At 35.3% G+C, this 16,072-nt stretch carries 8 protein-coding genes and 1 pseudogene; 5 read left to right on the top strand and 4 right to left on the bottom strand.

The window, feature by feature from the left end; translation table 11 throughout:
* Positions 1-63: 63 nt before the first annotated feature.
* Positions 64-390, bottom strand: a pseudogene (locus Q0Y84_RS09840) (transposase); the annotation flags it as partial.
* A 311-nt stretch (positions 391-701) separates the two neighbouring features.
* Positions 702-1,412: a Bax inhibitor-1/YccA family protein gene (locus tag Q0Y84_RS09835; RefSeq protein ID WP_297953155.1), complete on the bottom strand. Its 711-nt coding sequence runs from the start codon at positions 1,410-1,412 to the stop codon at positions 702-704.
* A 161-nt stretch (positions 1,413-1,573) separates the two neighbouring features.
* On the opposite strand from Q0Y84_RS09835, the gene Q0Y84_RS09830 reads away from it, so the two are divergent.
* Positions 1,574-1,921 (top strand): hypothetical protein, encoded by a 348-nt coding sequence (locus tag Q0Y84_RS09830; RefSeq protein WP_297953153.1) that lies wholly within the window; start codon positions 1,574-1,576, stop codon positions 1,919-1,921.
* On the opposite strand, the gene Q0Y84_RS09825 is transcribed toward Q0Y84_RS09830, so the two are convergent.
* Together Q0Y84_RS09825 and nhaC are read right to left on the bottom strand one after the other, a co-directional pair.
* Positions 1,896-3,011 carry a hypothetical protein gene (locus tag Q0Y84_RS09825; protein ID WP_297953151.1) on the bottom strand — a complete coding sequence of 372 codons (1,116 nt, stop codon included), beginning with the start codon at positions 3,009-3,011 and terminating at the stop codon, positions 1,896-1,898. The two genes, Q0Y84_RS09830 and Q0Y84_RS09825, sit on opposite strands and share 26 nt — an antisense overlap.
* An 86-nt stretch (positions 3,012-3,097) precedes the next feature.
* Positions 3,098-4,471, bottom strand: a complete 1,374-nt coding sequence (nhaC, locus tag Q0Y84_RS09820; RefSeq protein ID WP_297953149.1) for a Na+/H+ antiporter NhaC — start codon at positions 4,469-4,471, stop codon at positions 3,098-3,100.
* Between the two features lie 434 nt (positions 4,472-4,905).
* On the opposite strand from nhaC, the gene Q0Y84_RS09815 reads away from it, so the two are divergent.
* From Q0Y84_RS09815 to Q0Y84_RS09800, 4 genes are all read left to right on the top strand, one after another.
* Positions 4,906-12,891: a YSIRK-type signal peptide-containing protein gene (locus Q0Y84_RS09815; protein WP_297953147.1), complete on the top strand. Its 7,986-nt coding sequence runs from the start codon at positions 4,906-4,908 to the stop codon at positions 12,889-12,891.
* Between the two features lie 149 nt (positions 12,892-13,040).
* On the top strand, positions 13,041-14,075 hold the full coding sequence (locus Q0Y84_RS09810; protein WP_297953145.1) for a serine hydrolase domain-containing protein: 1,035 nt from the start codon (positions 13,041-13,043) through the stop codon (positions 14,073-14,075).
* A gap of 82 nt (positions 14,076-14,157) precedes the next feature.
* Positions 14,158-15,507 (top strand): 23S rRNA (uracil(1939)-C(5))-methyltransferase RlmD, encoded by a 1,350-nt coding sequence (gene rlmD / locus Q0Y84_RS09805; protein WP_297953143.1) that lies wholly within the window; start codon positions 14,158-14,160, stop codon positions 15,505-15,507.
* Between the two features lie 2 nt (positions 15,508-15,509).
* The gene (locus Q0Y84_RS09800; protein WP_297953141.1) at positions 15,510-16,031 is read left to right on the top strand and encodes a GNAT family N-acetyltransferase; all 522 of its coding nucleotides are present in this window, start codon (positions 15,510-15,512) and stop codon (positions 16,029-16,031) included.
* Positions 16,032-16,072: the final 41 nt, after the last annotated feature.

The raw sequence follows: 16,072 nt of genomic DNA, 5'->3' as shown, positions 1-16,072 counted from the left end.
TATTAAATAAAAATCATGGAAAAAATGGCTCTTTGTCAAATCCTGTTGATAAAGAGTAAAGAGTTAGAACCAAGCAATTATTAAATTGCTTGGTTCTTTTTCTTTTACTTTGTTTTCTTCAAGTCTGATGCGAGTTAAGAGATTAATATAATTAGAGTAGCCATAGGCTGCTCTTTCAATTTGTTTAATTTTGCGATTGAAGCCTTCAAGACAACCATTGGAATAAGTTAGAGCGGCTCCATTTAAGATAGCCAGCTATTTTTTACAGAATGTCATTAGTGTTTTATGCATTAATTCTCCAACTGGTTCCTTAGAAAAGATAAGTGCTTTTAAGGCTTGCCCATCATGATTCTTTAAAGCCGAAATAAAGTCTTGCATTAATTCATAAGAAGCACTTAAGACTTTTAACTTAGAAGCATTGAAAATAGAACCACAAAAAGGACAAGTAGGTTGAATTAAGACAGCTTCAAAGATCTTACATTTTTTACCATGGATGAATTTATAATATTGCTCTTTAATATCAAGCATAAATTTAATACAAGCATTAGTAGAAGAGGACTAGGCCCTCTTTTTTTATTGCATAAAAACCTGTTAATAGATTACTCTTTTTCTGAGTAAACCATTATCAGGAAAAAGTATAGAGCCATAAAAATAGCGTTGATTAGTGTAAAGCCAATCAACGCTATTTTTATAATTATAGATTAATCGCGATTTCCGCCCATGCCAAAAATTTGAAGCAAGAACATGAAAATGTTGATGAAATCAAGGTACATATTTAACGCACCCATTACAGCTAATCCGGTGTCTGAAACTTGACCGCCGTAAGTCATATAAATTTTCTTAGCATTATGTGCATCATAGGCTATTAAGCCAGTGAAAAGTAATACACCAATGCAAGAGAATATAAAGGTAGCAGCACCACTTCTGATGAAGAAGGCATTTACTAGCCATGCAACTAAGAAACCGATTAAAGCAGCGCCAAGATATGAACCCCAATTACTTAAATCACGCTTAGTTACAGTACCAAAAATTGCCATTGCTGCAAATACACCAGCTGCAGATAAAAAGGCACCTGCAATTGAAGCAGTGGTGAAGGCACCAGCAATAAAGGTAAATTCAAAGCCATAGACTGCTGAAAGAATTAACAAAAGGACTAAACCCAGTGTCGGATTCTTAGCTGCCTTAAAGCTGATAGTCATACATAAAACAATTGGAACAAAAATAATGATCCAGTAAACGGCTTGTGACATATTAGCAATTGCTGAAGCAAATACAGTTGTCGTCAAGAAAGCAGTTGCGGCAGAAACTAAAACAGCCAAAATCATTAGACTGTACATCTTAGTTAAGAAGCTGTTAACTGCAGAAATGTCTTGGACTTGACGCCGTCCTGGATTATTTGAAAAGTTATCCATAGATTACTACACTCCTTTTATTTAATTGTCCCATCTATTTTACCGTATTTAGGGCCTAAATGATAAATAGTAAGTTTTTCTTATAAAAAAACTAAACCAGGCAGAAAAATATCTAATAAAAATGATATCATGTATAGTAAAAATAGAGGAAGTGATTTTTGATGAAGAAAAGATATATTGATGATGACGTACGCGGTCAAAGAAGTGAGCATCCGGATAAAATAGGTGAGTTTAATTGTAAAATGATTCTGTCGTTTACTAAAGCTGCTGCAGATAAATATCATCAGCTAACCAGCTCACAAAAAACATTTATTGATCGGGAGCTTGATGATTTAAAATTTAATCAAGATACCACTATCAATAAAAAAGTAAATGCGGAATTAGACCAAGCAATCGTCTTTGAACGAAATGATCATGAAATAATAATTACAGATATAGTTGCTCAACCTACGCGTGACAGTCAGGAATATCGACGTGCGCAAATTAGGATGGACCGACAGAACCATTAATTTTAAGCCAAAGTTGGTGAATTACATAAACAGATAAATATGAAGCACACCATGTACAAATCCAGAGTAGTAAGACAGCTAAATAAATATTTTGTAAAGCTAGCTGTTTAAAATTAAAATATTGCCAAAAGATACGATCCCAAAAAACATTGGCTAAAAATGCTCGATAAGCATAAAAAGCTAGAAAGTGAATTGATTTTAGCCAGTAGTTCATATTAAAGACTTTTTGTGCAATACAGATTAGGTAAATCAAGAGGATAACCGCTAAAGCATAAATTGCCATTGAAGGTAGGTAATAACTGTCGTTGGTTAGGTCTGTTAATTTGGAAGTGGCTAAAAATAAATCTCTGGTCCAAAAATAGGTTAAAAGGTAAAATCCCACAATTAGCCACCAATATGTAAACAGAAAAGTTTGAATTTCATGATGAAAATTCCAGCTTAAGCCACCGTAGAGCCCAAAGATCAAAAAGCTGATAAAGATACGATCTAATAAATACCAATGGGTAGCTTCGGGACCATTTAAAACGAAGCGATCATAAAAAATTAACCAGGCAAAGTAAATAATTCCGGAACTAATAACTGCGATTAGTAGTCGTCGATAAGAATGCTGGACCCAGTTGCAGACTGATTTGATTCCAGGCATGATAAGCAAAAATTGCAGCATCATGACACTGTACCAAAGATGAGGTGCAGCATTACCACTGAAGAATTGCCAGATGAATGTGGCAATATTGTGAAAATGCCCGTGTTGCTGCAGATTAGGCATAGCAATGAGATAAACTAAAGTCCAAGCAAAAGTAGGAAAGAAGTTATTATCCCACTGGTCGGTAAAATATGATTTTAAAGGTAATTTTGCCTGCTGGTCATTTTTCCTAATTACGGTAAAGACAATTCCGAAAATGAAGGCTGGTGAAGTGAATTTGACGAGGTTATAAAGTGATGCCAAAAAGAGCTGCTGTGAATGATCGAATGGTAAGGTCAAGAAAAGAGTAATAATTGGTTGCAACATAACACAACCGTTAGCAATAACCTTGAGATAATCACCAATATCAGCTAACCACCAGTTACTTTTATGGTCATTAATTTGCATTATTTATTCCTGAATTCTAGTAGATTGCGTAAAAAAGTTCCTAAAGACGATGGTCCTAGGAACTTTTTTACTGATATGATTATTTTCTACTTTTCTTTAGCCCACTTCAAGCCGATTCCGGTGATTCCGCTCAAAATAGAGAAGATTGGTGAAAGAAGACTGAAGAAGACGAATGGTAAGAAATGTAAAACTGGCACACCTAAAGTTGAAGCGGCGAATGAACCGGCAACACCCCAGGGAATTAAGTAGTTAATTACGCTACCGCCGTCTTCAAGTACGCGGCTAAGGGCTAATGGTGAAAGCTTAATTTTATCAAAAGCCGGCTTAAATGCACGACCAGGTAAGATAACTGATAGGTATTGTTCACCAACAAAAAGGTTGATACAGATACCAGATAAAATGGTGACCGTAATTAAACGACCAGGCTTGGTTAAATGTTTAACGAGTGGTTCCATTGCGCTTTGCACAATGTTGAACTTCATGAGCATCCCACCCAAAGATAAGGTAGAAATGATCAAAGCTACTGTAGCCATCATGCTGGAAATACCACCACGGGTTAATAAGGCATTAACAGAAGCATCACTAGTTTTAGCCACAAAGCCGTTCATAACTAAATTGTTAAGCGATTGAATAGATTCGTGGGGACTTTGAATAAAAATCATGATTACAGTAACCGCAATATTTAAAAAGAGCGTAGGGATTGCGGAAATTTTGCGCCAAGCACAAAAGATCATCAAGATAATTGGGACAATTGCCCACCAGCTGATACTGAAGTTAGTTTGTAAAATATGTGAAGTACGTTCAATCTTAGTTGGATCCATGTTGCCACTGTTGCCTAAGATCCAGAATAAAATTAATGAAACTACAAAAGCAGGAATGGTTGACCACATCATATTTTTAATGTGGGCGAATAATTCACTTTCGGCAACTGCTGAAGAAAGGTTGGTTGAATCGGATAAAGGAGACATCTTATCGCCAAAAACAGCTCCAGAGATAATTGCCCCAGCAACTAAGGCAGGATTAAGGTTCATACTAGTTCCGATCCCAAAAAGCGCAATCCCAACAGTTGAGATTGTGGTAAAACCACTACCGATTGCCATCCCAATAATTGAACAAACAATAAAAACAGATGGAACGAAGAAACTGCCACTGATTAAGTGGAAACCCAGGACCATGATGGAAGGGATGATTCCTGCTTTAATCCAGATCCCGATCAAAGCGCCGATTAAAATAAAGATAAAAATCGGAATAATGGCTACACTAATTCCTTCTTTGATGCCATCTTGAACATCTTGCCAGGAAAAGCCACGCAGTCTAGCCCAAAAGGTAAGTAAAAGGACAGTGAATAAAACTGGCACTTCTGGAGAAAGGGCAAACTTGATAACTGCCAATCCCAGAATAGTGAGGAGTGCAATTAAGATAATAATTGATTCAGTAAAGGAAACTTTCTTTTTCTTCATTTTTATTCCTCCAAATAAAAAATCCCGTTGACTTATTAGTCAACGGGACGACAATAGCCGTGGTACCACCCACTCTTTCAAGCATAAGAACTTGAATCTCTATCAGATGGTAACGGTTCTGAATTTTTCCGAACAACATTATAACGATGTATTTCGTCAAGCTTTGCCTGCCTGGTTTGCAGCTACCACCAGTTCTCTGAACGCTGAGCAAAGTTGCTACTTTTCGTTTCTTGTTGAGCAATATGATAGCAAGATTAAAAATATCTGTCAATAGATTTAAGCAAAATCTTTTTGAATGTGACGTATTTACAGAAAAGCTATTTTTTAGTATAGTGCATGAAATAAGAGAAGTGAAATTTAGTGCAGTAATTATGCTGCTCATGTTATTATTAATAGGAAAGATACATAACAACGAGTTATATAAGAGGATTAAGATGAGAATACATAAAAATAAAGAACTTGATCTGGCTAATGCTAGACAGAGATTCAGTATTAGAAAATTAACAATAGGAACAGCCTCCGTTCTTCTAGGGACTGTTTTTTATTTAGGCTCAACAGCTACAGTAAGTCATGCAGAAATAACTGAAGCCAAAAATGCGACGACTGAACAAGTTGAAAATTCGATTGTTGATTCTAGTCACAAAAATGATGTGCCTGATCAGAAGATTGAAATAAACGATAAGGCAACTGTGAATGAAAAAGATATTGCTACAGATGCTGTAAAGCAAGCTAGCTCCCAAGAAAAAATTGGAGGGGTAAAGCAATCTACTGATCCGGAAAATCAAAGTGAGGCTAAAGCTGAAACTGATAATAACCAAATTACAGCCAATAAAGCTACTAATCAAACGATTGACTCTCAAAAATTGACTCAATTTAGTAAGGCGGACGTAAAGTCACTCATGGCTTCTAAAGCTGTTGTTCAGACCGAAGGTAAAACTGAGTTTAATACTGATAAAACTAAAATTAGTTCAGGTAATTCAATAGTTATTAATTTCAATACTAATGAAGCTAAGGCAGGAGATATTTATAAAGTTATTATCCCTGAGACTACCGCTGATGGTTTTGATGCAACTAACTCTGATGGTCAAGGGATTGATAAAGTTACTGCTGGTCAATTTCAGGGAAACTATGGTAATTCTGTAACTACGTATGACAAAGATAAAAAACAATGGGTGATTACTGATACATTTACTAAAGCAAATGCCAATAGTCAGCCTATTTTAGTTAATACAAATTCTAATTTTAGTGCTGATAAGCTCCACTCAACTGGTACATTTACCCGTCAAGCGTTTTTATATAAGAATGATGAGCTGTTAAAGACTATTGAATTTGAGCAAACTATTGCCAAGAATATTTACTTGAGTTGGGATACTTATACTACTGGTTCTAGTGATGCAAGCCATGCATTGTATACATTGAGTGGGAAGGAAGTTAATCCTGGAGTTGGTGATGATCTTCCACTTAAAGCTAATACAGATTATGAGTGGCGTTTGAATGTAAATAATTTTGGTGAAAATTTTAATCACGGAACTACTTTAGAAGTTCCAATGCCGGCTAACTTTGTGTTGAATACTGAGGCAACCAATGCCGCTAATAGCAATATTATATCTGATTATCACGGTGTATTTACCCAAGATGGTCAAAAGATAAGGCTAGTTTTACCAAAGTTAACGCAAAATATTCCAAATAGTGGTTATTCTATGGGGATAAACCTTATTGGTCAGTTTAAGATGGATACTCCAAAAGGAAATACCACCTTATCTACTTCAGATAGACCAACGGTGACTCAGAAAACAAATGATACAACAGGAGTGGCAACTAAATCTATTACCCCTGTAACAGTAACCATTCTTGTTCAAGATCATGGATTAGATGATTTGCCAGCAGGTAGTGTATTTACAGCTTCAATTGCTCCAGATAAGTATGATTATGACCAAATCACTGGTGAAATTGATAAAACTAAGCCAATAACTGCAATTGAAGATAAAACCAATCACAATTTGAATAATAACATTGGCGTTAGAAATATTACGGCATATGATCTTAATAATGTTTCCATGACGGTCAATGTACCTGATGGGATGGATATTAGTGGATTATCAACGCCTTCAGATAATCGTGCTTATAAATATGTGTTTACTCTTGACGATGGCACAACTCAATCAGGCAGTGTAGCTGCTAATAGTGTATCTACTGTGATACCTGCAATCACTGGTAAGAAGATCAAGAGTGTTAAACTAACTTTTGATAAGGTAAAAGCTTTTGACTCAATTAATGGTTTTGGATTAAATGGAGTATTAGCTAAGAAATATTCTGATGGCAGTGAAGTAAAGGCAGGCAATAATTTGCATACTGACCTATATGTAATTGCTGATGGAATTAAAGATGCCAAAAATCCTGCTCACTTTACGCAAAATGAGGTTATCATTGAAAAAGCTCCAGTAAAGCCTGAAATACATTATAATCAAATTAATGCAATGGGACGGCAAACAAACGACCAACCTGGGGCCAAAGAAGCTGGATATATTGATTTATATAGCTATGATTTGCTAAAAAAACCAGAAAAATTAACATATTATGTCGTTTTGCCAACTAATGCAAACTTGAATAGTTCTAAGCCAATGTATGGAGATGCTGTAGGTGAAGTTACTAGCTTAACGCAATTTAAAACTAATGGCAGAACGATTGTTAAAATTACAGGCGATTTTGTTCAAAAAGCAACAGCTAATAGCCATGATGTTTATTTGAAGTTAGATAATTCAAATCTAATTACGAAATTAAATTTGACTAGCGATTATCAAGTATACGTATCATTGCCTCAAGGAGAGAAGCTGCGATATAATTCAAGCCGAGTTACTGATAACCAAGTTCTTCCATTTGTTGAAAATTCAACCAATGCTTATAGACTAACTTCTGGTAATTGGAATGTTATTGCAGCTACTGGTACTTATTCAACGAGTTTGGCACAAGGTAATAAAAATACAAACTTAATTCCAAATGGTCAGTCTGACGATAAAGGCTCATGGAATATGACCTTCTCTAATGTTTTGGTTAACTCTGAAGACAAAGACACTTATCATGCAGTTATTGTTTCTCATGTTCCGGGAACCGACGATGGTAAATCAGAATTTAATTTCCAACTAACTGGTGATAACTCAGCGCAAGTTGTAAACCTTAATACTGGGGATGCTATTACTTCTGGTGTTCAGAACTACTATTCTATTGATAACCTTAATATCAATAGCTTAAATCGTGACGATCCTGATCTAATGTCTCACTTTGTTACTGCTGATAAAGTTACGGATTGGTCAAAAATTAAAACGGTTTTAACTACAATTGGTAAAATTCCAGGAAATACAGTTTATGGCGTTAGTTTAAATGGATATGATCCAACTTTCGCTAAAGATGTTAATAAAACAGCATATGCTTCATCTGCTGCTTGGACTGACGATTTAAATCCAGTAACTATTGCCGCTGGTGATAAGGGGTCAGCTGCAATTAATATTTCGGGTCAGTCTACCATCAAGTTTAAGCTTCATTTTGAAGATGGTAGTCAAGTGGATATCTCTGTTCCAACGATGAATCATACTTATAAAGATGGAATTGATACGGTAAAGCAGTCGGACTTTATTTCTGCAACTAAGAACAGTGATTTTGATGACGCAGTTAATAAAAAGAATTATACTTTAATTCCTGAAGCAATAATAAATGCTATTCCAGATGGCTATGTTTTGGATATTGAATCCGGTTATAAGATTGAAAATTCAGATACCAAGTATCCTAATAATATGTCAAATGGAACTGCAGCTTTTGGTAAGACCTCAATGTATGACTTTGATGGCGATACTGTTGTTTACAATTTAGTTAAGAAACGCGACTTTGTACGTAATATTGTAGTCAAGCGTCATGTTGAATTTGTTGATGAAAGAAATCAAACTAATAAGTTGCAGAAAGACTATGATTTGGAAACTCCATTAACACTTACGATTAATGGAAGCTATAATCCTTTGACTGGTGCAGTAGATCAAATTGACTTTGATGCTTTGTTTAAAAACTTAAATCTTGAAAATTATCAGGTTCCTGCAAATATAGGCACTTTCTTAAGAGATGGCAACAATGGACAAGACTATTATGGTGTGCCTAACAGTGTATTCAAGGATGGTGTTGGGTCAAGGTTGCCAGATGATTTGAAAGAAAACCGGAATACGGGTGTCGTATATGATATTAAGTCAGGCGGTCTTTCTCTAAATACGGATAAAAAAGTAGCCGATAATACTATTGAGTTTGATCAAAATCTAACTTTCTATTATGTACCTAGTCGAGCTAATTTGATTTTAATGGGTCAAGGATTAGGCGAGAAGAATCAATTACTTGATACTTCTAATAGTGTAGACGAAAACTATCATGAAAATAGCAATATTGTGTTTAAATTTGATGATCAAACACTTGCACGTAGTGGATACACTTACAAGGTATATTACTTTGATGGGCAGGATTTGCAAACTTTAGTTCAAAGCGCTAATACTAGCTTTATTCTTACAGAAAAAGAAAATACAATAGATTATGTAACTCAATCACAATTACTAGATATGCTTACTGTTAACGGCGAGGGCGAAAAGTATGATACTTTGCTAGATGCGCTAAAAGCACATCCAAAGTATGATACGATGGTTGACAATGATGATTTGAAAATTAATGGCAATACGCAAAACTTCTTTGTGGTTTATACGCCAGTTGAAAACCGTAAACAGACTCTGTATATCCTAAGTGATAATGATCCATATACTGAAAACGCTACTACTAAAACGTATGCTTTGCCAAAAACTACTGAGGAAGCAGATGAATCTGGTACAGATTACTTTAAGGTTCAAGGAGAGACCGGTAATAGCCTAATTAAACCTACCACAAATGGATCGCAAACATATAATGCTTTTGACCCATATAATTCATGGCAGAATGGCCAATATGAGACTGATAAAGATGGTAATCAGGTTCATCATCATCCGTCTCTTCCTGAAAATGATCCACTTGGATTAGGAATGCTAAGCATCTACAAACGAGCTGGCTATTACATTGATAAGGCAACATATCAAGTAACAGACAAGGAAGGAAAATTACATACAGTAGTAATTACTAACAAGTTAAATAAAGATAAGTTTGTTTCGAATAATAGTGATAGTGTAAATTCAGCAATGCTTAATTTACTGACATATTTAACTACAGGTAAATTATCGAGTGGTTCTAGTCTTAATCTTTCAGAAAATGGTATGTCAAAAGATGATAGCAGCTTTGTAGTTTCTATCACAGGCTTATCAGGTGCGAAAACTTATACTGATGATACTGGAACCTTGAACTTAGAACTTCCAGCAGATGCTACTTGGAGCTTTGATAATACTGATTATGATAATAAGGATGACAAGAATATAGATTTACATCCACAAATCATTAAATTAAGTTATGCGGCATATCCGATTGATCAAAACAGTACCCCTGTTAATGTAAAGATACACTATATAGATGTTGATCAAATACCTCCTTTGACTCAGGAAGCTATTGATTCTTTTAAAGAGTCAGGCACTATTTTAGCTCCAGCAACTAGTAAATATTCTGCAATGTATAATTCTGGTACAGAACTTGAGCTCAATAGTGATGGAACAGAGATGATTGAGGGATCTGACAATCCAGTAACGATTGAAATTAATAAAGCCGATCAAATTTATGATAATACTGCAAAAGACGATCAAATTCTTGCTTTATTAAAGAAACAAGGTTACATAGTTGTTCAGCGCGATAAACAAACACGTGGTGAACAACAATATGATCCATATTCTTCTGATGCATCCAATGGTTCGTATGATGGTAATTATGGTTCATACGATGGAAATTATATTCCTAGTGAGCAAAACTACTATGTATTCGTTAAAAAAGCTCATAAGATCAATTATCAAGTAGTTGTGGAAGATGAAAATGGTAATGTTGAAAGCAAAAAGTTAGTAGACCCAACTGAATTAGGAGAAGGAACGACTGATGATGACATTGCTACAGCATTAGTAAATCCCGATGAAGGTCATAGTCAAACTTTTGCTCAAAAATATCAAAATATTATTGATAGCATCAGTTCAAATTACACTGTAGTGCCTCACGCTTCTACGGATGCTAAGCTTAAAAAGACCGATATACTTGATGGTCTTAAATTTGAAGGAGATCCGCAATTAGTAACTATTTACGTAACTCACAAGAAGGGAAATGTAACTATTCACTATATTGATGTTGATGGCTCTGATAAGACTAATGATTTTGAACCAGCTGATGGTGCAGAAATTACTGATCCAGAGCAAAGCTTTGAAAATCAAAATTATGGTGATACATACAGTAATACTCCTTGGGACTATACTAGTGATAACTATGTTCTAGCTACTACTTCACTTCCTGATGGGGTAACCTCAGGTATAGTTGATAAGCCAAATACTGATATTTATGTTTACTTGAAGCATAAGAAGACAGTAATTACTGAAACTACTACTTTGCATGAAAATATTAAGTATCAATATGAAAATGGTAATCAAGCTAAACCAGATTATGATCATTCAATTGAGTACACCAGAGAAAACATTAAGGACAATCATACTGGCAATACTACTTATAGAGAATGGAAGCCCGGCAAGGATCAAAAAGCTACAGCTTTTGAAGATGTAACTTCACCAACAATTGGTGGCTATACTGCAGATAAGGCTGAAGTCGCTGCACCAATCCCAGCAGATAATGACTTCGTAAATGGTAAGACCCATAATTATAACTATGTTGTGAAATATACAGCTGATGGGCAAAAGATTACTGTTAACTATATTGACGACACAACAGGTAAGACTTTAGCTACTAAGGAATTAACTGGTAAATCTGATGAAAATTCTAACTATGCTACTAACGATTCAATTAGTAGTTACAAGGAGCAACATTATGATTTAGTTTTTGATGAAACCGGTGGTAAAGAATTAGTCTTCGATCATGATGATAAGAAGGATCAAGTTTATAATGTTCATTTGACTCATCACATGACACCAATTAATGATTCTAAGACTATTAACGAAACGATTCATTATGTTTACGAGGACGGTACTAAGGCTTATAAAGATACAAAAGGTATTCCAGTAACATTCACTCGTGATGGGCAACATGATGAAGTAACTGATAAAGATAATTGGAATGATTGGAAGTCTGAAAAGAATAGCTTTGATGAGGTTAGATCTCCAGAAATTGCAGGTTACACTCCTGATCAAGCTAAGATTGGCAAGATAACTGTTGATCATGATTCTAAGGATATTGAAAAGACAGTAACTTATAAGATTGACAATCAAAAAGCTCAGCTTCGCTTCTACGATGATACTGATGGTAAATTCATTGAATTGGCCCCAGATATTAATGTAAATGGTGATAGTGACAGTAAACTTAACTTTGACATTCCATCATCTTATAACTTCACAAACTATAACTTCGTGGCTGTAGCTAAAGGAAATGATCCAAAAGATAGTTCTGATAAACTTAATGGCAAGAAATTATCTGGTGTGGATTATGGTAAGTTTGATAAAGATAAGAATAAAGATCAAGTCTTTATCGCTCACTTTACTCATAAGACTGAGCCAATTAATAATACCAAGGTCGTTAACGAAACTATCCATTACGTCTACGAAGATGGCACGCCTGCTCACGAAGATGTGAATAAACAGGTAAAATTCACTGAGACAGGAATTCGCGACTTAGTAAATTCAAAGAATACTAAGATTGAATGGACTAAATCACAGGATTTTGATGAAGTTAAATCTCCAGCAATCGCAGGTTACACTCCTGATCAAGACAAGATTGATAAGATAACTGTTAATCATGATTCTAATGATATTGAAATAACTGTAACTTACCATCGTGATGTTGTTCCAGAAGGACCAATTGATAAGCAGTCTATTCCAGATCAGCATAATAAGTCTGAAAAACCAGTTGTTCCAGATAAAGCAGACAAATCTGATAATCCTACTAAGAAAGAAAAAATAGTAGAACACAAGACAGCTAAGCATCATAAGATTGAAAAGCATGCTGTGCATAATAGTTCGAAGTCGGGAAAATCAAAAACATCGAAGACTAAGAAAAATTACTATGAATCAATTTCTGGTGTTAAGGGAAATGCTTTAGAAAAAGGTCAAAGAGTAAGAAATAGAGATAGTAATAGCCTTAATACTCCTAAGGGACTAAGCAGTAGTTCTAAAGTGACGGATGTAAAGGTAAGAAATAATACTACTAATAGCGTTGAACGTGGAAAATTACCACAAACCGGTGAAAATGATAATCATTTAGGCTTAATCGGCTTGATTTTAAGCTGTGAGGCAACTTTATTCGGTATTGCGGACTATAAGCGCAAGCGTGAAAAGTAGTTTAAATGACTTGAAAAACATGTTTCTAAGGAAGCATGTTTTTTCATTGCATAAAATCACACAATAGTTGAATCTATTTAGATACTAGATTTACAATTGAGGAAATATAATTATTACATTGCTTGGGATAGTAATTAAGAGGAGTATTTATGCATAAAAAACGAGCTTTATCCATCTTTTTGGCACTTTGTGCCTTTGCAATATTTTTATTCATTGTGCATCCAGGAGATAAGCTGGACAATGGAATTAAGAATCAGAAAGAGCAGCTGCATGATTACATGAAGTTTCATCATATCAATGGTGTAATGTTAATTAATGATAAAAAGGGGCAGCCGATTGTTATCCAAAATAAGGAGACCACTGATTCAAACCAAATAGTTAACGCTAATCAATTGTTTCCGATTGCTTCGCTACAAAAAATTATGACGGGAACTGCAATTTATCAGCTGCAACAAGAAAAATTATTAGGTTGGACTACCTCTTTATCTAACTATTATCCTCAAGTTTTAGGTAGTAAAGATATTACAATTCGTGAGCTAATGAATCATACTAGTGGTTTAGTTAACAATGCTCGACCATCTTCTCCGCTTAAAAATCAGAAAGAACAAATAGCTTATATGCTTAATCACATGGAGAATGATCATCTTCATACTTGGGATTACCAAGATGTTGATTATGAATTGTTAGCAGCTATTATTAGCAAGCAAACTAATTTAAGTTATAATACTTATATTCAGACCAATTTTGCAAAACCACTTAAACTCCAGAAAGTTAAGGATTTCTCTGAAGTTAATCAGAATGAGATCCCTCAGCCAATGAGTAAAAATGTTGACTGGCACCAAGTGACAGTGACGACGTCATCGGACTTTGGAGCAGGGAACCTATTCATGTCACCAATTGATTATTGGAAATTTGTATATAATGATGTGTTGGAAAATCCTAAAATGGTAAACGAGTATTACCACCAAGCCCAGCATCAGACAGTAGCTTACTTTGGTGGCGTGTATTTTAATGGTGACATCATTCGTGCTAATGGTAGTATCCCTGGTTATAATTGCTGCTTTGTTGCGAATTACAAGACTAAGCGTATGATTATGTTATTTTCTAATAATATTAACTATTTGAGGTTGAAAGTAGCGGCTAACCATATTTTGCATGCATATATGGGTGATAGTTGGTTCTAAAAAGCAGGCGATTATTTTTTGAAGCACAAAGATTGGTCAAGTATTATAATAATAGAGAGCTATTTTTTAAGGTTGAGTGAGTATGAAAAAGAATCAAATTATAGATTTAGAAATTACCGATCTTTCGTATGAAGCAATGGGTGTAGCCCACTATGAGGGGATGACCGTATTCGTCACTAACGCCCTTCCGGGTGAAATTGTTAGTGCCAAGATTTTGAAGGTTAAAAAGAATTTTGCCTTTGCTAAAATTGAAAAAATTAAAAAAGAAAGTCCTGATCGCGTTAAGATTAAGTTAAATCAATGGGTGCAAACGGGACTAGCATCTTTAGCTCATATTAAATATGACAAACAGCTTGAATTTAAGCGTAATCAAGTTGTTAATTTGTTAAAAAAGGCACACTTGGATGAAATTGAAGTTGGTCAAACTTTACCTAGTCCAGAGCAAACTGGTTACCGTAATAAGGCTCAAGTGCCAGTGCGGGAATATAATGGCCAACTGGAGATTGGTTTTTTCAGACGTCATTCGCATGATTTGGTGCCATTAACCAATTTCTTTACTACCGATCCTGAGATTGATCGAGTATTAGTGGCTGTTCGCGATGTTTTGCGCAAGTACAAGGTAGCGCCATATAATGAAGTGAATAATACTGGGATCATTCGTTATCTTGATGTGCGCCGCAGCAAGGCTACTGGTGAAATCATGGTAATTTTGGTTAGCCGAGTTAAAGACTTCCCACAAATGATGGGTGTTGCTGCCGAGATTAGCGAAATTCCTAAAGTTTCTGGCTTGATTTTGAACTATAATCCCAAGAAGACTAATGTGATTTTAGGTAAAAAGGATTACTTGGTCTTTGGTAATGATCAGATTACTGATAAAATTGGCGATTTGAAGTTTAGAATTTCACCGCAAAGTTTCTTCCAGATTAATTCACTGCAAACTCCTCGTTTGTATGATTTAGCGATTAAACAAGCGGAATTGAAACCAGACGATGTTGTAATTGATGCCTATTCAGGAATTGGTACGATTGGCTTAAGCGTAGCTAAGCATGTTAAGGTCGTGCGTGGAATTGAAGTTGTCCGAGATGCCATTAAAGATGCTAAAGATAATGCTGAACTTAATGATATTGATAACGCTGAGTATTATTTAGGTAAGGCAGAAGAAGTAATGCCGCGTTGGGCCAAGAGTGGTTTAAAGACTGATGTTGTGTTTGTAGATCCACCGAGAAAAGGCTTGACACCTGAATTTATTAATGCGACTGTTAAGACAGGACCAAAGAAGGTTGTTTATATCTCATGTAATCCTGCAACGATGATTCGTGATTTGCTTTTGTTTCAAGAGCAAGGCTATGAATTTAAGCGCATTGATCCTGTTGATATGTTCCCACAAACGCCACATGTAGAAGCTGTAACTGTTTTGACAAAGAAGAAGTAAAAATGATTATTAAACCATTAATTAGTGAAGACGAAGCAAAACAAACTAGTAAACTTTTCCAAACTACTTGGCAAGAAACTTACAAGGGTATGTTGCCAGATGTATTTTTGGATAATATTCCAGCTAATGCTTGGGTAAAGCGGCTTAATGAAAGTGGTCGCCATAATTTGATTTTTGAAGATGATGATAACAAGGTTCGAGCTGCAGTTAGCTATGGTCGTCCACGTGACACCAGAATGTTAGGGTGCGGCGAATTAATGGCCTTGTATGTTGATCCTGATTTTCAAGGTTATAATGTAGGGAAAACCTTGTTAAATGCCGCTGAAAATGAGTTGAAAAAGATGGGTTACGGCAAGATTTATCTATGGTGCTTAGCCGATGATAAGGATGCCCAAGAGTTTTTTGCTCATTTTGGCTGGCGTAATATTGCTACCCAGCGTTTTATTGAAATTGCTGGTAAAGAATATAAATATTTGTTGTTCCAGAAAAATGGCTCTTTGTCAAATCCTGTTGATAATGAGTAAATGAATAGAATCAAGCAACCATTAAAAGGCTGTTTGGTTCT

The organism is uncultured Lactobacillus sp., assembly GCF_947367125.1.
GTDB lineage: Bacteria > Bacillota > Bacilli > Lactobacillales > Lactobacillaceae > Lactobacillus.
The sequence above is the reverse complement of the archived record's forward strand: the minus strand, read 5'-3'. Positions and strand labels throughout refer to the sequence as shown.